The sequence below is a fragment of the Rugamonas fusca genome (genome assembly GCF_014042365.1).
Taxonomy (GTDB): Bacteria; Pseudomonadota; Gammaproteobacteria; order Burkholderiales; family Burkholderiaceae_D; genus Rugamonas; species Rugamonas fusca.
In genome coordinates this window covers 79,923-98,008 of sequence record NZ_JACEZS010000023.1, presented here as the reverse complement: position 1 = coordinate 98,008, position 18,086 = coordinate 79,923, and the positions used below count along the sequence as shown (strand labels likewise).

The window sequence follows — 18,086 nt, the reverse complement described above, 5'->3', positions numbered from 1 at the left end:
AAGTACTGAGAAAACGGGCGCGACAAGCGTTTGCGGCTAAGGCAGGCAAGAAATTGCGCCTCGATAAAATCGAGGCGCCGGGACAGTATTATCGACTTGACGCTGGTTGGCTAATGGGTGACCCCGCCGCTATGGGAGCTGACCTCGCTGCTATGACCCCGCCGCTACTGGGCGGCGCGGGCGCGGCGCCACAGCTTGAATTGGCGGCTGGCCGTCTGGCGCAGCTGGAACAGCCAGTCGCCACGCAAGATCTGGCCCAGCTGGCGGGCGTTGCGGCGGTCGGCCTTGCTGGCGCCGGGCGCGCCCAGCCGGGCCCGCAGTCGCTCCACCGGCGCGAACAGGCTGGTCAGGAAGATCTCGCGCAGGCGCGTCCGCACGGCCGCGCCCTCGGCCCCCGGCAACTGGTAGCTGCATTTCACGGTGCCGACGTAGAAGTCGCACACGGCCGCGTCGAAGCGCTCTTGCACGGTGGCGCTGATGCCGGCCTGTGCCAGCGGCGCGCGGGCGCTGGCCAGCGCCGTCACCACGTCCACGCACCAGCGCGCGCTGACGGCCTTGGTGATGCTGGCCGGGTGCTGGCGGTAGTCCAGCAGCACGAACGGCAGGTAGACCATGCTGTGGCAGTGGGCCAGCAGCAGCGGCACCACCGACAAGTCCTCGAACACGCGGCCGGCGGGGAAGGGCGGCTGTGGCAGCCGGGCGTAGACTTCGCGCCGGCAGATGTTGTTCCACAGGTAGGTATGGCGGTCGTCGAAGAACGGCGCCAGGATGGCCTCCTGGCCTTCGATACGCCGCCCGGCCGGATAGCTCAGCTGCACGTCGCGGTCCTTGTGCGGCGCATCCGGGTGCCAGAAGTGGAAGGCGGTGCTGATCACGTCCGGGCGCTCGCGCGCGATCACGTCGCCGAGGGCCGCCAGCGCGCCCGGGCGCAGCCGGTCGTCGCTGTCGATGAAGGCCAGGTACTGGCCGCCAGCCAGGGCCAGGCCGGCGTTGCGGGCGCCCGCGATGCCGGCGTTGGCTTGCTGATGCAGCACGATGCGCAGCGCCGGATGGCGGGCCTGGAAAGCGCGCACTTGATCGGCCGTGTCGTCGCGCGAGCCGTCGTCCACCACGATCAGTTCGTGCCTGGCCGTCATCTGGCCCACGATGCGCTCCAGGGTGTCGGCGATGAACGGGGCCGCGTTGTAGGCGGCCATGATGAGGCTGATGCTGGGCGGGCTCACGCCTGCAATCCCTGGGCCGCGCGGATGGTCTTGTCGGCGATGCGGCGCACCACCAGCTCGCGGTTGCTGCTGGCCTGGTCGCGCTGGCTCTCGGGATGCCACAGGTGCAGCACTTCGGTGGCGAAGGCGCCATCCTTGCGCATCACGCCGGCGTTAAACAGGCGCAGCACGATGTCCGAGTCCTCGTAGCCCCAGCCGCGGAAGCTTTCGTCGAAGCCGTTGATGCGATCGAGGTCGGCGCGCCACATGGCCAGGTTGCAGCCCTTGATGCGGCGCCAGCTGAACTGGCGGCGGGCCCGGCCCACGTCGGGCCAGCGGGCTAATAATTGTAAGATTTTGTTAAGGTGGCCGCCGGCCCGCAGCCGCAGCTTGTCGGCCAGCGTGAGCCGGTTCACGTCCACCTGGCCGGCCAGCACGCGGGCCGTCAACTGCTCGCTGAGCAGGATGCGGCTGCCCGACACCATGTGCCCATGCTGGGCCAGCTTGCGGTGCTGGCTGACGAAATCAGGCTGGGGCACGCAGTCGCCGTCCAGGAAGATCAGGTAGTCGCCGCGCGCGTCCTGGATGCCCAGGTTGCGCACCCGCGCCAGCCGGAAGCCCAGATCCTCCTGCCAGACATGGCGCAGCGGCACCGGCGAGCGCGCTCGCAGGGCTTGCACGCACGCTAGCGTGTTGTGGGTGGAGCCGTCATCGGCGATAATGATTTCGTAACTCGCATCGTCCTGGCGGAAGCACGCCTCGACCACGGCCGTGAGCGCGTCGGGACGATTGTAGGTGGAGATGATGACGGAAATGGTGAAAACTTGTTCCATGAGGGCAATGCATTCCTGGTTGATTCTTCGTAAGTAAAGCTCACAATCGAATGCATGAATAATACCTTATCGAACCAGCCGCCAGCATTGCTGCGTTCCGCCCCGCCGCTGGCCGTGATGCTCACGTTCGCCTTGCCGCTGCTGGTGATGGTCACGCGCGACGGCATGCACGTGGCCCTGTTCCTGATGTTGTTGTCGCTGGCCTGGCTGGGCCGGGAGCGCTGGCGCGCCCTGGTGGCCGCCCATGGCCGGGCCGTGGCCGGCATCGTATTCGGCTTTGGCGGCTACTTTCTCGTGTCGCTGGCGCGGCTGCTGATCTACCGCCAGAACCTGCATACGCTGGACGGGCCGCTGCGATTGCTGCTGGCGCTGGCGGCCCTGGTGTTCGTGGCCGGCTACCGGCCGCCGGTCCGGGTGTTCTGGCTGGGCTTGTGCCTGGGCGCCGTGTCTGCCGGCGTGATCGCGGCGGCCCAGTGGACCCTGAGCGGCGGCGAGCGGGCCGAGGGCTTCACCCACCATGCCATCACCTTCGGCGACCTGGCCGCGGCCCTGGGCGTGATGGCGCTGTGCGCGCTGGGCCAGTTCCGCCACAGCCGGCTGGCGCCGCTGCCCATGCTGGCGTTCGTGTGCGGGCTGGTGGCGGCCGTGCTGTCCGGTTCGCGCGGTACCTGGCTGGGCCTGCTGCTGGTGATCCCCTTCCTGCTCAAGTACGGCGCCGCCGTCCATGGCCGCCGCCTGGTGATGGGCGTGCTGGCCGCGCTGGCGCTGTGCGTGGCCGCCTGGTTCGTGCCGGCCAGCGGCGTGGCCAAGCGGGTCGATGACGCCGTCAATGAAGTGCGGCTGTACCAGAACGCGGGCAACGCCAGCACCTCGGTCGGCATCCGGCTGGAGCTGTGGAAGGCGTCCTGGATGATGATCAGCGAACATCCGTGGCTGGGGGTGGGGCGTGAGCAATTCCACCCGGCGCTGCTGGCGCTGCGCGAGCAAGGGCGGCTGCGGCAGTCCGACGCGCTGCTCTATAGCAGCAGCCACAACGATTTGATCAATGTGCTGGCCACCGGCGGCCTGCTCGATTTCAGCCTGCTGCTGGTGATGTATGGCGCGCCGCTGCACTTTTTCCTGCGCCGCCTGCGCCGCGCCGGCGCCGCCGACGAGGGGCGCGCGGCCGCCCTGGCCGGGCTGGCGCTGGTGGTGTGCTTCTTCGGATTCGGCCAGACCGACGTCATGTTCTGGCTGATGATGCCCAAGGTGTTCTACGGTATCATGGTGTGCATGCTGGCCGGCTTTTGCTTGAACGACGAGGATGCCGCGCGCCGCGCGCCTCCCCTTGAGACGCGCGCCTGAGCGTCTCCCCCTTTCATTTCACAGGCTCGCATGCCCCCGCAACTGAACCACATACTGATCTGCCGCACCGATAATATCGGCGACGTCGTGCTGTCGCTGCCGCTGGCCGGCTACCTCAAGCAGCGTTTCCCCGGCGTGCGCGTCGACCTGCTGTGCAGCGCTTACGCCGCGCCCGTGGCGCGCCGCTGCCGCCACCTGGACCAGGTGTACGCGCTCGAGCAGGTGGGCGACCCGGCCGCCTTTTTCGCCGCCCATGGCGCCGACACGGTGATCTTCGCCATGCCCAACCGCCGGCTGGCGCAGGCGGCGCGCCGGGCCCGGGTCCGCAACCGGGTCGGTACCAGCCACCGGCTGTTCCACTGGATCCATTGCAACCGGCTGGCCCACTTCGGCCGCGCCCACTCGGCGCTGCACGAGGCCCAGCTCAATTTCGCCCTGTTGCGCCCGCTGGGCGTGGACGAGATTCCGCCGCTGGCCAGCCTGCCGCCCCTGTACGGCCTGACGGCGCCGCAACGGGACGACGTGGCCGCCTTGCGGGCGGCCACGCCGCACGCCGTGATCCTGCACCCCAAATCGAACGGCAATGGCCGCGAATGGCCGCTGGCCCATTACACGGAACTGGCGCGGCGCCTGCAAGCGCGGCCCGATGTGCGGCTGTGGGTGACGGGCAGCGCGGCCGAAGGGGCGCTGCTGGCGGCCCAGGCGCCTGCGCTGCTGGCCCTGCCCAACGTGGACAACCTGTGCGGCCGCTACGACCTGGAAGGCTTGTGCGCGCTGATCGGCGCCAGCACGGGCCTGGTGGCCAGTGGCACGGGGCCGCTGCACATGTCGGCCGCGCTGGGCCAGCCCACGCTGGGCCTGTTCCCGCCCCGCAAACCGATCGACGCGGCGCGCTGGGGCGCGCTGGGCGTGCGGGCCCGCTCGCTGACCATGGCCGGCGAATGCGCCGGTTGCCGCGACGCGGCCACCTGCACCTGCATGCACGCCATCACGCCGGCCCAGGTGGAGCAGGCGGTGCTGGACTGGTGCGCGCCCGTGATCGACCAGGAGGCCGTATGAGCACGCCAGCGGCGCCCTTGCGCACCCTCGTCATTTCCCCCAACTGGATCGGCGACGCCGTGATGGCCCAGCCCTTGCTGCGGCGCTTGCGGGCGGCCCATCCGGAGCGCCCCATCGACGTGCTGGCGCCGCCGTCCGTGTCGCCCGTGTGGCGCCAGATGGCCGAAGTGGACGAGGTGCTGGAGACCCCGTTCCGGCACGGCGCGCTGCAACTGCGCGAACGGTGGAAGTACGCGCGCGCGCTGCGCCGGCGCGGCTACGCGGATGCCTACGTGCTGCCCAACACGCTCAAGTTCGCGCTGATCCCGTGGCTGGCCGGCATTGCGCGCCGGGTCGGCTACAAGGGCGAAAGCCGGCATGGCCTGATCAACGTGATGCACCACGACGAACAGCCGCCCCGGCCCATGGTGGCGTTTTACGCCGCCTTGTCCGAGGCGCCCGTGGCCAGCCAGGCGCCCGCCTGGCGCGCGGCCCTGCCGCGCCCGGCGCTGCGGGCCAGCGCCGACCAGATCGCGGCCGCCTGTGCGCGCGCGGGGCTGGACCTGGACCGGCCGCTGCTGGCGTTCGCGCCCGGTGCGGAATTTGGCGGCGCCAAGCGCTGGCCGGCCGAACACTTCGCCAGCCTGGCCCAGGCCGTGCTGGCGGCCCATCCGCACGCCCAGATCGCGCTGCTCGGTTCCCCCAAGGACCGGGAAGTATGCGACGCCGTGCGGGCCGCGGCCGGCGGCGTGGACGCCATCGTCAACCTGGCCGGCGCCACCAGCCTGGCCGAGGCCGTGGCCCTGATCGCGCGCGCGGCGGCCGTGGTGGCCAACGATTCGGGCTTGCTGCACATCGCCTCGGCCCTGAACCGGCCCGTGCTGGCCCTGTACGGGCCCACCGATCCCGACCACGCGCCGCCGTTCTCCGACCTCGCCGCTTCGCTGTCGCTGCGTCTGGAGTGCGCGCCGTGCCGGCAGCGCGAATGTCCGCTGGGGCACCAGGATTGCATGCGCAAGCTGCTGCCGGCCACGGCCTGGCAAAGCCTGCAGCCGATGCTGGCCGCCATTTCCCGTTAATTTCCCGTTGCAGTCCCGCCCGGGCCACCTGCAGGCTCCCTAAGGCATGCCGTCCAGCCGTCCCAGCGCGTCCACGGCGACCTGGGGCGGCACCGTATGGCCGCCCGCGAACTGCTCGAATGCCACCGCGTAGCCGGCCGCCGTCAGGTCGCGCGCGATCTGCTGTCCCCGTTGCACGGGCAGCACGGCGTCGGCCGCGCCATGGGCGATGAACACGCGGGGCTGGCCGGCGATGCGCAGCGGCCGGGAAAAGCCGGGCGAGAACGCGAGGATGTCGCCGAACAGGTCGCCGTTGGCCAGTCCCACCGACAGTGCGTACGAGGCGCCGTCCGAGAAGCCGGCGATGGCCAGCGCGGCGGGCGCGATGGCGTAGTGCTGCATGGTCCAGCTCAGCAGCAGGTCGATGAAGGACAGGTCCGGGCCAAAACCGCCGCGCAGCAAATCCCAGGACGTGTCGCGGGCGCGCGGCGCCAGCAGGAACGTGCCGCGCAGCATGGCGTGCCCCAGGGCGGTGGCCTCCGCGCCGCCATCGCGCCGGCAGGCGCCATGCAGCAGCAACAGCAGCGGCGCGCCCTGCGGGTCGGGCCGCTCCGGCGCGAAGAACAGGGTTTCCCGCCCGTTCGGAAAGACCAGGGTGTGCAGCCCGGGCGCGATGGTGGGCGCGGCGGTGGGCGGATGGGGCCGCGCGTACAGCCGTCCTTCGCTGTAGGCGCCGTCCGGGACGGCGGATAGGGGTGCCATGGCGGCCTGTGCGCGGAATGGACAATAACGGCAGCTTACTCCGTTTGCCGCCCGCGCGGCGCATCCGCGAAAATTAGAGGGTTTCTTCGGTTTTGCTGATTCAAGTGGCAAAATAAATTGCAATCGATATAATTGCACTGTCTTTTAGGAAACAATAATTAGCAATAAATAAACGATAAATAAACAGACAGGGAAAACCACATGAAATTTGCCACCATCCTCAAGTCGTTCGCCGCCGCCGCCATCTTCGCCGCCGGCAGCAGCCATGCCGCCACCGAGCTGATCTCCAATGGCAGCTTCGAGCAGAACCTGCAAGCCTCCGGCACCTGGGGCATCTACAACAACTTGATCGGCTGGCATGGCGCCAACAAGACGGGCATCGAGCTGCGCGACAACGTGGCCGGCAGCGCCTTCGACGGCAAGAATTTCGTGGAACTGGACACCACCGCCAACAGCTCCATGTGGCAGCAAGTGAACGACGTGGCCGGCAAGCACTACACGCTGAGCTTCGCGTTCGAAGACCGCGCCGGCGTACCATCGTCGTCGCAGGGCGTGCAAGTGTTCTGGGGCAGCCAGAACCTGGGCGTGTTCAACAACGCCAAGGAATGGACCATCAAGTCGTTCGACGTGCTGGGCAACCAGGGCGGCACCAAGCTGAGCTTCTTCGCCGTCGGCACCAGCGACAGCTATGGCACCTCGATCGACAAGGTCTCGCTGACCTCGGCCGTGCCGGAACCGGAAACCTACGGCATGCTGCTGGCCGGCCTGGGCCTGGTGGCCTTCGTGGCGCGTCGCAAAGCGGCCAAGTAACAGCATGACGCCCGGCCCCGATGGGGCGCGGGCAGACCAAACGGCCCGGCCGCGCGAGCGTCCGGGCCGTTGTTGTTCTGTGGGAGCGTTCAGGTCAGCGTCATTTCCACCGTGGTGATGGCGTCGGGCCGCACATGGACCGCCTTGTCGAGCGACAGCGACGGCGTGCCGCGCGTGGCCAGCCGTAGCCGGTGCTGGCCCGGCGCCACGTTCACGCAGGACCAGATGGTGCCCGTGAATGGCTGCGGCGCCTCGTCGTCCAGGCCGATATCGACCGTCTGCACCTGGCCATCCTTGTGGCTCAGCGCCAGTTCGATGGCGCCGCTGGCGCGGCCAGCCATGACCGAGACGCGCACCGCGTCCAGCGCCTTGTCGCCCGCGTCGCGCTGGGCGCGGATGGCCTCGCCCAGGGCCGTCATGCTGGTGCTGAATTCGGCCGCCCACTGGCTCGTTTCCTCCGCCTGCAGGCGCAGCGTGTCGTCCTCGTACTGGCGGGCCAGCTCGAACAGGGCGCGCACGTCGGCGTCGTCCAGCGCGCCATGGCCGGTCAGCAGGTAGCCGGCCCATTCGAGCTCGAAGCGGCGGCTGCGGTTCTCGATGGCGACCACGGTGGTGATGTAGCGCAGCCAGCCGCTGGACCAGCCGAAGATGCGGTCGGCCCCCTGCAGCAGGCCGGCCAGGGCCAGCGCCACCACGCCGCTTTGCGTACACAGCAGCCGTTGCGCGCTGGCATCGCTGAAGCCGGCCGCCACCGGCAGCAGCGAGCCGACGATCAGCAGCAAGAAGGTGGCGCCACGCACCCACCACGAGATGCGGCGCTTGACGGCGATGCTGGACCAGTACCAGCCGCGGATGGCGGCGCAGGTACTGTTGGCGTGGTCGTAGATGGTCTTGAGCGCGTCGGCGGGTTGCTGGTCCCGGTACTGGTTCCAGGGCAGGAGCTTGGTGTGGCTGACGTCTGTGGCGGTCATGTGGGGGAGGGCGGTTCCAGTTGGGAAAAGTCAGTTCCGGCAATGGGACAACGAAAATCAAACTTCGTTCCATTTTTGTCCATTTGACAGACCTGACACCGGTTTCTTACATCAGGATCACGTCGTACTGCTCCTGATGGTAGGCCGATTCCACCTGCAGCGAGATTTTCTTGCCGATGAAGTCGCCCAGCATGGCCAGGTGCTGCGATTCCTCCTCCAGGAACAGGTCCACCACTTCCTGCGAGGCGAGGATGCGGAATTCGCGCGGGTTGAACTGCTTGGCTTCGCGCAGCAGTTCGCGCAGGATTTCGTAGCAGATGGTGCGCGAGGTCTTGACCTGGCCCTTGCCGCCGCACGCGGGGCACGGTTCGCACAGGATGTGGGCCAGCGATTCGCGGGTGCGCTTGCGCGTCATCTCCACCAGCCCCAGCGCCGAGAAGCCCGACACGGAGACCTTGGTGCGGTCGCGCGACAAGGTCTTTTTCAGCTCGGCCAGCACGGCGTTGCGGTGCTCGTTGTTCTCCATGTCGATGAAGTCGAGGATGATGATGCCGCCCAGGTTGCGCAGCCGCAGCTGGCGGGCGATGGCGTGCGCCGCTTCCAGGTTGGTCTTGAAGATGGTGTCGGCGAAGTTGCGCCCGCCCACGAAGCCGCCCGTGTTGACGTCGATGGTGGTCATGGCCTCGGTCTGGTCGACGATCAGATAGCCGCCCGACTTGAGGTCCACCCGCCGCCCCAGCGCGCGCAGGATTTCCTCCTCCACGCCGTACAGATCGAACAGCGGGCGTTCGCCCGTGTAGTGCTGCAGCCGTGGCAGCACGCTGGGGGTGTAGGTCTGGGCGAACCCGGACAGGGCGATGTAGTTCTCGCGCGAGTCGACCTGGATGGTGGCCGTCTCCTCGTGCACGAAGTCGCGCAGCACGCGCTGGGCCAGGCTCAGGTCCTGGTGCAGCAGCGTGGTGGCGGGCTTGGTGCGGGCGCCGTTGGTGATGGCGGCCCAGGTCTTGCGCAGGTATTCGACGTCGGCCGCGATGTCGGCGTCGGTCGCTTCCTCGGCCTGGGTGCGCACGATGTAGCCGCCCTTTTCATCGGCCGGCAGCAGGCCTTGCAGGCGCGCGCGCAGCGCTTCGCGGTCCGCTTCCTTTTCAATCTTCTGCGAGATGCCGATGTGCGAGTCCTGCGGCAGGTAGACCAGCATGCGCCCGGCGATGGAGATCTGGGTCGACAGGCGGGCGCCCTTGGTGCCGATCGGGTCCTTGATCACCTGCACCGTCAGCACCTGGCCGTCGAACAGGATTTTTTCGATCGGGGTGGGGGCGGCGTTCTGGCCGTCGTGCGGGCGGGCTTCCCAGATGTCGGCCACGTGCAGGAAGGCGGCCCGCTCCAGGCCGATGTCGATGAAGGCTGACTGCATGCCCGGCAGCACCCGCACCACCTTGCCGGAATAGACGTTGCCGGCCAGGCCGCGCGTGAGCGTGCGCTCGATGTGCAGTTCCTGCACGGCGCCCTGGACGATGAGGGCGACCCGCGTCTCCTGCGGGGTGATGTTGATCAGGATGTCTTCATTCATGCGTCAGTCACTTGCTTTTCTGTGGTTGATGGGCGCGCATGGCGATCATACACGGTTAGCCATCATCGCAACATGGCAGTGACGCCACAGGGCGCGGCGGCGCGCCACGGCACGAGCCGTCGCCGCGCCCATGGATAGCATGATGGCGCGGCATGGCGGGGCCGCCGCGGCGGGCAGTACGGGGCGCAGCACTGCGGGGCGGTGCCGCAGGTGCGGCAGGTCAGGGCAGGGGCAGGCCGGCCTGGCGCAAGAGCTGGGCCGTTTCGAACAGGGGCAGGCCCATGATGCCGGAGTGGCTGCCTTCGATATGTTCGATGAACTGGGCCGCCAGGCCCTGGATGCCGTAGCCGCCGGCCTTGTCGTACGGTTCCTGGGTGGCGCAATAGGCGTCGATGGCCGCTTCGCTCAGGGGGCAGAAGCGCACGTCCGACACTTGCGTCACCTGGCCGGTGAAGTCGGCGTGGTGCACGGCCACCGAGGTCAGTACCTGGTGGGTGCGGCCGGACAGCCGGCGCAGCATGGCTTTCGCTTCATTGGGATTGGCCGGCTTGCCGAGGATCTCGCCGTCGATGGTGACGGTGGTGTCGGCGCTGAGCACGGCGCGCGGCGTCAGGTGGCGCCGGTGCAGCAGGCTGTAGGCGAAGGCCGCCTTTTCGCGCGCCACGCGGGCCACGTAGACGGCCGGCGCCTCGCCCGGCAGCACTTCCTCGGTCACGTCGGCGCCGCGCGGGCCGTCGCTGCGCAACAGCAGCAGTTCGAAGTCGATGCCGATCTGGCGCAGCAATTCGCGCCGGCGCGGGCTTTTCGAGGCGAGGTAGATCTTCTTGTCGACCGGTTTCATTGTTTTATTATAGTGACGTCAGACCCGATGGTAAGGGTGGTTCTGCGTGATCGACCAGGCCCGGTACAGCTGCTCGGCCAGCATCACGCGCACCATGCCGTGCGGCAGGGTCATGCTGGAGATGCGGATCAGGCCTTCGGCGCGGGCTTTCAGCTCGGGATCGAGGCCGTCCGCGCCGCCGATCAGGAAGGCCGTGTCGCGGCCATCCTGCTGCCACGTTTCCAGTTGCCTGGCCAGGCCCACGGAAGTCAGGTCCTTGCCGCGCTCGTCGAGCGCGATGATGCGCACCGACTTGGGCAGCACCGCCTCGATGCGCTCGCGTTCGAGCGCCATGGCGGTGGCGGCCGTCTTGCTGCCGGAACGCTCGACCGGCTTGATTTCCTTGAGCACGATGCGCAGTTCCGGCGGCATGCGCTTGGCGTATTCAGCGTAGCCGGCCTCGATCCAGGCCGGCATCTTGTGGCCGACGGCCGCGATGATCAGCTGCATCGACCCTTACTCGGCCACTTTCTTGACGCGCTTGATCACGGTCTTGGCCGGGGCTTCCTTGTCGGCGGCCGCTTTCGGGGCTTTCGGCTTCGGTGGCAGCTTTTTCAGTTCGGCGGCGGCGGCCGTGGCGCTCTTGGACTTGGCGACCTTGACCACTTTGCCGGCCGGGGCAGCGACCTTCTTGGCGGCCGGCTTCTTCTCGGCCGCTGGCTTGGCGGCGGCTTTCCTGGCCGGAGCCTTTTTCTCCACGACCGGCGTGGCTTCCACGGCGGCCTTGGAAGCGGCCAGGTGGCCGCTGGTTTTCTTCGGCGCCGCGTCGGCGTCGGTCTTCTTGGCGCGCTTGGCGGCGCCCAGCTTGACCGGCTTGTCGCCCCAGATTTCTTCCAGGCGGTAGTAGGCGCGGATCGGGGCCTGCATGATGTGGACGATCATGTCGCCCAGGTCCACCAGCACCCATTCGCCGGTGTCCTCGCCTTCCATGCCGTACACGTCGCCGCCGGCTTCCTTGACCTTGTCGCGCACGGACGCGGCCAGCGCCTTGGTCTGCCGGTTGGAGGTGCCGGAGGCGATGGCGATGCGGTCGAACAGGCTGGTCAGGTGGGTGGTGTCGAACAGGACGATGTCTTGGGCCTTGACGTCTTCGAGGGCGTCAACGACGAGGGATTGCAGTTTTTTGATGTCCATTTAGCTTTTGTATAAATTATGTTGTTCAATATAGTCTAGCACTCGCGGGGAGATAAGCGAATTTGCCTGCTCCCCCCGTTGTAATGCCGCACGTATCTGGGTGGCGGAGATATCGACCGCAAAGTCCTGTGCCAGATACGTCAGACCGTGCGGGGTGTTGCGGATTTGTTCAGGGCTGCCCAGCCGGCGCGTGAATTCCGCCGCCACGTCCGGCGCCAGGCTGTCGAGCGCGAAGCCGGGGCGGGCCGCCACGCAGAAGTGGGCGTAGTCGAACAAGCTTCGCCAGTCGCGCCAGGTGCCGAAGTTCTGCAGCTGGTCGGCGCCCATCAGGAAGGCGATCGACGCTTGCGGGCCCAGTTCCTGGCGCAGCGTGCGCAGGGTGTCGACGGTGTAGGTCGGCTGCCCCTGTTCGCTGCGTTCGATTTCCTGCAGGTCCACCTGCACCGGGAACGGCTGGTCCGCGAAGGCCAGCTTCACCATCTCGGCCCGCTGGCGCGGCGTGGCCTGCAGCGTGGATTTCTGCCACGGGCTGCCGGCCGGGATCACGCGCAGCTGATCCGTTTGCAGCAAGTGGGTGAAATGGGCGCCAAGCGCGACATGACCGACATGGACCGGATCGAAACTGCCTCCCAGCAGTGCGATACGGCGCGTCACGTCGTCAGCCAGTCCCGTGGCGGCAGGAAGTCCGTGGTCAGCGCCGCTTCCGGCGTGCCTGCTTCCGGTTGCCAGTCGTAGCGCCACTTGGCCAGCGGCGGCATCGACATCATCATCGATTCCGTGCGGCCGGCGCCCGACTGCAGGCCAAACAGCGTGCCGCGGTCGAACACCAGGTTGAATTCCACATAGCGCCCGCGCCGGTAGGCCTGGAAATCGCGTTCGCGTTCGCCGTAGGGCTGGTCCTTGCGCCGCTCCAGCACCGGCAGGTAGGCAGTCAGGAAGGCGTCGCCCACGCTGCGCGTCATGGCGAAGCAGTGTTCGAAGCCGCCTGCGTTGACGTCATCGAAGAAGATGCCGCCCACGCCGCGCGCCTCGCGCCGGTGCTTGAGGTAGAAATACTCGTCGCACCACTGCTTGAACCGCGGATGCAGGTCGGCGCCAAATGGTGCCAGCGCGTCGTAGCAAGTCTGGTGGAAGTGGCGCGCGTCTTCCTGATAGCCGTAGTAGGGCGTCAGGTCCATGCCGCCGCCGAACCACCAGACGGGCGTGCCGTCGGCCGCGCTGGTGGCGAAGAAGCGCACGTTCATGTGCACGGTGGGTGCGTACGGATTGCGCGGATGCAGCACCAGCGACACGCCCATCGCTTCCCATGGCTGGCCGCCCAGATCGGGACGGTGGGCCGAGGCCGACGGCGGCAGTTTCGCGCCCTTGACGTGCGAGAAGTTGCAGCCGCCCCGTTCGAACACGTGGCCTTCCTCGATCACGCGCGTGATGCCGCTGCCGCCCTCGGGGCGGTCCCAGGCGTCGCGCCGGAACGGCGAGCCGTCCAGCGTTTCGAGCGCCTGCACGATGCGGTCTTGCAGCTCGAGCAGGTAAGCCTTGACGGCCGTAGGGTTGGGAGAAAGCGACATGGCGCGGTGCGGGAAAAAAAGTAAGGGTCGATTGTACCCGTTTGCACGTGGTTGTGATAGCAAAAAAGCCGGGGTCAGGTCCGGCAATCTGCCAAATCATGGCGTGATGCCGGACCTGACCCCGGTGTTCGCGGTCTTTCGTTTTAGTGTTTCAGGCCGCGCCAGCCGATGTCACGGCGGCACTGCATGCCGTTGAAGTGGATGTGGTCCACCGTGTCATACGCCTGCTTCTGGGCCATCTTGATGCTGTCGCCCAGGCCCACCACGCACAGCACGCGGCCGCCCGTGACCAGCAACTGGCCATCCACGGCGGCCGTGCCGGCGTGGAAGGTGACGGCTTCGGGCGTCTCGGCCGGGATGCCGTCGATCAGGGCGCCCTTGAGCGGCGCATCCGGATAGCCGGCGGCGGCCAGCACCACGCCCACGGCCGTGCGGCGGTCCCATTCCAGTTCCACGGCGTCCAGCGTGCCGTTGACGGCGTGTTCCATCACGCTCAGCAGGTCGGTCTTCAGGCGTGCCATGATCGGTTGCGTTTCCGGGTCGCCCATGCGGCAGTTGAATTCCAGCGTGCGCGGATTGCCGGCCGCGTCGATCATCAGGCCCGCGTACAGGAAGCCGGTGAACTGGATGCCATCCTTGGCCATGCCGGCGATGGTCGGGTTGATGATCTCGCGCATCACGCGCGCGTGCAGCGACGGGGTCACGATGGGGGCCGGCGAGTAGGCGCCCATGCCGCCCGTGTTCGGGCCTTCGTCGTTGTCCTTCAAGCGCTTGTGGTCCTGGCTGGTGGCCAGCGGCAGCACGTTCTTGCCGTCGCACATGACGATGAAGCTCGCTTCCTCGCCGGCCAAAAATTCCTCGATCACGATGCGCGCGCCGGCGTCGCCGAAGCGGTTATCGGCCAGCATGTCGTCCACCGCGCGGTGCGCTTCTTCCAGCGTCATGGCGACCACCACGCCCTTGCCGGCGGCCAGGCCATCGGCCTTGATGACGATGGGCGCGCCCATGGCGTCGATGTAGCCGTGGGCCGGCGCCACTTCCGAGAAGGTTTGGTAGCGCGCCGTGGGAATGCCGTGGCGGTGCATGAAGGCCTTGGCGAAGTCCTTCGACGATTCCAGCTGCGCCGCTTCCTTGGTGGGGCCGAAGATCTTCAGGCCGCGCGCGCGGAACAGGTTGACGATGCCGCCGGCCAGCGGGGTTTCCGGTCCCACCACGGTCAGGCCGATGTGTTCCTGCTCGACGAAATTGGCCAGCTCGTGCAGGTCCGTGATGTTGACGTTGACCAGGCGCGGGTCACGCGCCGTGCCGCCGTTGCCGGGGGCCACGTACACCATCTGGATGCGTTCCGATTGCGCCAATTTCCATGCCAGCGCGTGTTCGCGGCCGCCGGAGCCGACTACCAAAATTTTCATCGTTCAGTCCAAAGTGCAAAGTAAGAGCGGAAAACGGCGGCCAGGTGGCCGCCGCGGGTTTGCTGCCGGGACGCTTGATCAGTTTTCGATCAGGGCGTTGGAATAGACTTCCTGCACGTCGTCCAGGTTTTCCAGGGCGTCCAGCAGTTTTTGCATCTTGACCGCGTCGTCGCCCGTAAACACGGTCTCGGTGGCGGGCTTCATGATGATCTCGGCCACTTCGGCCTTGAAGCCGGCCGCTTCCAGCGCGTCCTTGACGGCGGCGAAGTCGTTCGGTGCGCACAGCACTTCGAAGCCGCCTTCCTCGTCGGCCACCACGTCCTCGGCGCCCGCTTCCAGCGCCACTTCCATCAGCGCGTCCTCGTTGGTGCCGGGCGCGAACAGGAACTGGCCGCAGTGCTTGAACATGAAGGACACGGAGTTTTCCGTGCCCATGTTGCCGCCGTATTTGTTGAAGGCGTGGCGCACTTCGGCCACGGTGCGCACGCGGTTGTCGGTCATGCAGTCGACGATGATGGCGGCGCCGCCGATGCCGTAGCCTTCGTAACGGACTTCCTCGTAGTTGGCGCCGTCATCGCCGCCGGTGCCGCGGCTGATCGCGCGCGCCACGTTATCCTTGGGCATGTTGGCGTCGGCCGCCTTGTCGATGGCCAGGCGCAGGCGCGGGTTGGCGTTGGCGTCGCCGCCGCCCATGCGCGCGGCGACCGTGATTTCCTTGATCAGTCGGGTCCAGATTTTGCCGCGCTTAGCGTCCGTCGCGGCTTTTTTGTGCTTGATATTGGCCCATTTGCTATGTCCAGCCATGTTCAGTCTTCCTTAGGCGGTGAGTCCGTGAGGGCGACATTTTAGCATACCGCCGTCCCGCCAGACCGCCCCGGCCGGCCGTCTTGACGTAGCGGGATTGTAATGTTGTTAAAATAGAGTGCTTGCTCGGTTTCTTGTAGGCATCAAGTCACACGGCCATGCTACGATTTTAATTTCCGGTACATTTCGAACAAGAGGGGACATATGGACAGAAGGCAGTTTCTCAAATTCAGCGGCTTCATCACCGTTTCCGTGGCCAGCACCGGTCTGGTCGGTTGCGGCGGCAGCAGCTCCCCGGCCGCGGCCAACCTGCCGGCCGCCACGGGCGCTGGCTGGAAGTTCCCGCAAAGCGTAGCCTCCGGCGATCCCCGTCCCGACAGCATCATGCTGTGGACGCGCGCGCTGCCGGCCAGCGCCGACAGCGTGGCCGCCGCCCCGTCCGGCAACGACGTGAGCATCCGCCTGATCGTGACGTCCACCGACAACAGCTCCCTGCTGGGCAGCAACGCCGCCCTGGCCGGTGCGCTGGTGGTGGACACGCAACTGCCCGTGCAAGCCCAGTACGACAACACGGTGCGTAACAAGGTCACGGGCCTGACGGCCGGCACCACCTATTTCTACCAGTTCGTGGCCGGCGACGTGCGCTCCAACGTGGGCCGCTTCAAGACGGCGCCGGCGGCCGACGCCGACGTCAGCCAGCTGCAGTTCGCCTACATGACTTGCCAGGACTGGAGCATCAACCACTGGGGCGCCATGAGCAACATGGCCACCGAGAACCTGGACTTCATCGTCCACCTGGGCGACTACATCTACGAGACCGTGGGTGAGGCCTTCCAGGTCGGCGCCGTGGAAACCCGCCACGACCAGCTGGTGCTGCCCGACGGCGCGTTCAAGAGCGGCAACTCGGGCGCCAAGTACGCCACCACGCTGGCCGACTACCGCTACCTGTACAAGAAGTACCGCACCGACAGCCGCCTGCAAGCCCTGCACGAGCGCTTCGCCTTCATCGCCATCTGGGACGACCACGAGTTCTCGGACGATTGCTGGCAGGATGCCGAAACCTATGAAGGCACGTTCAACGCCGACGGCAGCGACCTGCACCAGCCTAGCCGCCGCCGCAACGCCAACCAGGCCTGGTTCGAATACATGCCGGCCGACGTGAGCCTGGATACGGCCTCGACCAGCTTCCAGAACATCAAGATCTACCGCGACTTCCAGTTCGGCAAGCTGATGCAACTGGTGATGACGGACGAACGCCTGTACCGCGCCGACCACGTAATCCCGGAAGCGGCCATCAACCCGGCCACCGGTGTGGCCGTGGGCAGCATCGGCGCCCGCTACCTGGTGCCGCAGGACGTGTTCAACAGCGTGGAAGCGCAGAAGATGGCCGGTGGCACCCAGATCGGCGCCGATCCGCTGAGCATCGTCGGCATGCTGGGCACCACCCAGCGCCAGTGGTGGATGGACAAGATGAAGTCGTCCACCTCGACCTGGAAGCTGTGGGGCAATGAAGTGTCGCTGCTGCGCATGGGCCTGAACGGCGTGGACGCCATCGCCACCCTGGTCGCGCTGGGCGCCGTGCCGCAACTGGCTCAGAGCATCGGCACCACGGCCGCCGCCGTGGGCGGCAACCTGCCCGTGGCGGCTGCCATCGTGGCCGCCTCCACGGCCGGCGCCTCCGCCGCGACGGCCCAGGCCGCCGCCATGGCCATCGCCGGTGCCGGCAGCAGCAGCGCCGCGCAAGGCGCCGCCGCCGTGGGCGCGGGCTTGACGACGGCCCAGGCCGGCATCACCGTGGCCGCCTACGGCGCCGCCGTGGCCGCCGCACCGGCCGGCGCCGCCGCCCAGGCCGCTTCGGCCGCGCAGACCATCGCGTTTGGCTGGATCAAGCCGGACATCCAGGCCAACAAGGCCAACTCCGTCTACCTGCCGGCCGCCAAGAAAGCCGCGCTGGCGCCGTTCTTCACCCGCTTCCTGATCAACTGCGACCAGTGGGACGGCTACAACAGCGAGCGCAAGGCGCTGATGAGCCACCTGAAGACCAACAACGTCAGCAACGTGGTGGCGATCACGGGCGACATCCACGCCTTCTTCGCCGGCACCGTCAACGACGACTACGACGCGGCCAACGGCGGCACGCCGGTGATGGTGGACCTGGTCACGGCCGGCATCAGTTCCGACTCGTTCTTCAGCTACCTGAAGGCGGCCGCCGCGGCGCTGGGCGACATCAGCACGCTGGTGACCTACGCGGTCAATGTGCCGGTGCCGGGCGTGGGCACGCTGGCCCTGAGCTTCGACCTGCTCGACTACACCATGGGCAAGGCCGCGCCAACCGTGGACGGCCTGCTGGAGCAACTGCGCGTGCAACTGCGCGGCGCACTGGCCGCCAAGGGCTTGCCGGAAGCGCAGCTGGACCCGACCGTGGCCGCCGTGATGGCCGGCCTGAAGGCCAGCAGCGACTTCAGCGTCAGCCTGCTGGCGCTGGCCCAGCAACTGGCCGCCCTGGGCAACAACCCATGGCTCAAGCACGTGAACACGGACGCCCAAGGCTACACCGTGGTCACCCTGACCCCTGGCAAGATGACGGCCCAGTTCAAGCAAGCCAACAAGCTGGTCGGTGGCAACGCCCCGGCCAACGTGGTGGCGCGCGTGACCACGGCCACCGTGACGGCCGGTAGCGCCGCCGTCGCCATCAGCTAA

Annotated in this window: 17 protein-coding genes; 5 read left to right on the top strand and 12 right to left on the bottom strand. The window is 67.5% G+C overall.

Annotation, left to right across the window (positions count from 1 at the left end):
* Positions 1–164: 164 nt before the first annotated feature.
* Positions 165–1,223, bottom strand: coding sequence for a glycosyltransferase family 2 protein (locus H3H36_RS21745; protein WP_182220175.1), 1,059 nt, complete (start codon positions 1,221–1,223; stop codon positions 165–167).
* Positions 1,220–2,035: a glycosyltransferase family 2 protein gene (locus H3H36_RS21740; protein WP_182220174.1), complete on the bottom strand. Its 816-nt coding sequence runs from the start codon at positions 2,033–2,035 to the stop codon at positions 1,220–1,222. Before H3H36_RS21740 ends, H3H36_RS21745 begins: the two co-directional genes overlap by 4 nt.
* Before the next feature lie 54 nt (positions 2,036–2,089).
* On the opposite strand from H3H36_RS21740, the gene H3H36_RS27165 reads away from it, so the two are divergent.
* Genes H3H36_RS27165 through waaF form a run of 3 tightly spaced genes read left to right on the top strand, consistent with a single transcriptional unit; the run spans position 2,090 to position 5,496 of the window.
* Positions 2,090–3,379 (top strand): O-antigen ligase family protein, encoded by a 1,290-nt coding sequence (locus H3H36_RS27165; RefSeq protein ID WP_229220038.1) that lies wholly within the window; start codon positions 2,090–2,092, stop codon positions 3,377–3,379.
* Between the two features lie 30 nt (positions 3,380–3,409).
* Positions 3,410–4,438, top strand: coding sequence for a glycosyltransferase family 9 protein (locus H3H36_RS27160; protein WP_229220037.1), 1,029 nt, complete (start codon positions 3,410–3,412; stop codon positions 4,436–4,438).
* Positions 4,435–5,496 (top strand): lipopolysaccharide heptosyltransferase II, encoded by a 1,062-nt coding sequence (waaF, locus tag H3H36_RS21730; protein ID WP_182220173.1) that lies wholly within the window; start codon positions 4,435–4,437, stop codon positions 5,494–5,496. The genes H3H36_RS27160 and waaF overlap by 4 nt, the downstream gene beginning before the upstream one ends.
* Before the next feature lie 39 nt (positions 5,497–5,535).
* Here the strand turns inward: waaF and H3H36_RS21725 are convergent, their stop codons facing one another.
* Entirely contained in the window at positions 5,536–6,237 is a 702-nt protein-coding gene (locus H3H36_RS21725) for an alpha/beta hydrolase (RefSeq protein ID WP_182220172.1), read from the bottom strand.
* Between the two features lie 201 nt (positions 6,238–6,438).
* On the opposite strand from H3H36_RS21725, the gene H3H36_RS21720 reads away from it, so the two are divergent.
* Complete coding sequence (locus tag H3H36_RS21720) at positions 6,439–7,047, top strand: PEP-CTERM sorting domain-containing protein (protein ID WP_182220171.1); 609 nt, start codon at positions 6,439–6,441, stop codon at positions 7,045–7,047.
* 89 nt (positions 7,048–7,136) lie between these two features.
* Here the strand turns inward: H3H36_RS21720 and H3H36_RS21715 are convergent, their stop codons facing one another.
* From H3H36_RS21715 to H3H36_RS21675, 9 genes are all read right to left on the bottom strand, one after another.
* On the bottom strand, positions 7,137–8,018 hold the full coding sequence (locus H3H36_RS21715; protein WP_182220170.1) for an SLATT domain-containing protein: 882 nt from the start codon (positions 8,016–8,018) through the stop codon (positions 7,137–7,139).
* Between the two features lie 106 nt (positions 8,019–8,124).
* A complete protein-coding gene (gene rng, locus H3H36_RS21710) occupies positions 8,125–9,588 on the bottom strand; it encodes a ribonuclease G (RefSeq protein ID WP_182220169.1) in 1,464 nt (487 codons plus the stop codon).
* Between the two features lie 220 nt (positions 9,589–9,808).
* The gene (locus H3H36_RS21705; RefSeq protein WP_182220168.1) at positions 9,809–10,429 is read right to left on the bottom strand and encodes a Maf family protein; all 621 of its coding nucleotides are present in this window, start codon (positions 10,427–10,429) and stop codon (positions 9,809–9,811) included.
* An 18-nt stretch (positions 10,430–10,447) separates the two neighbouring features.
* Entirely contained in the window at positions 10,448–10,918 is a 471-nt protein-coding gene (gene rlmH / locus H3H36_RS21700) for a 23S rRNA (pseudouridine(1915)-N(3))-methyltransferase RlmH (protein ID WP_182220167.1), read from the bottom strand.
* Between the two features lie 6 nt (positions 10,919–10,924).
* Entirely contained in the window at positions 10,925–11,602 is a 678-nt protein-coding gene (gene rsfS, locus H3H36_RS21695) for a ribosome silencing factor (RefSeq protein WP_182220166.1), read from the bottom strand.
* Complete coding sequence (locus H3H36_RS21690) at positions 11,603–12,256, bottom strand: nicotinate-nucleotide adenylyltransferase (protein WP_182220165.1); 654 nt, start codon at positions 12,254–12,256, stop codon at positions 11,603–11,605.
* On the bottom strand, positions 12,253–13,170 hold the full coding sequence (gene hemF / locus H3H36_RS21685; RefSeq protein ID WP_182220164.1) for an oxygen-dependent coproporphyrinogen oxidase: 918 nt from the start codon (positions 13,168–13,170) through the stop codon (positions 12,253–12,255). The genes H3H36_RS21690 and hemF overlap by 4 nt, the downstream gene beginning before the upstream one ends.
* A gap of 143 nt (positions 13,171–13,313) precedes the next feature.
* A complete protein-coding gene (purD, locus tag H3H36_RS21680; protein ID WP_182220163.1) occupies positions 13,314–14,582 on the bottom strand; it encodes a phosphoribosylamine--glycine ligase in 1,269 nt (422 codons plus the stop codon).
* 78 nt (positions 14,583–14,660) lie between these two features.
* A complete protein-coding gene (locus H3H36_RS21675) occupies positions 14,661–15,386 on the bottom strand; it encodes a YebC/PmpR family DNA-binding transcriptional regulator (protein ID WP_182220162.1) in 726 nt (241 codons plus the stop codon).
* Positions 15,387–15,590: 204 nt separating this feature from the next.
* On the opposite strand from H3H36_RS21675, the gene H3H36_RS21670 reads away from it, so the two are divergent.
* Entirely contained in the window at positions 15,591–18,086 is a 2,496-nt protein-coding gene (locus tag H3H36_RS21670) for an alkaline phosphatase D family protein (RefSeq protein WP_182220161.1), read from the top strand.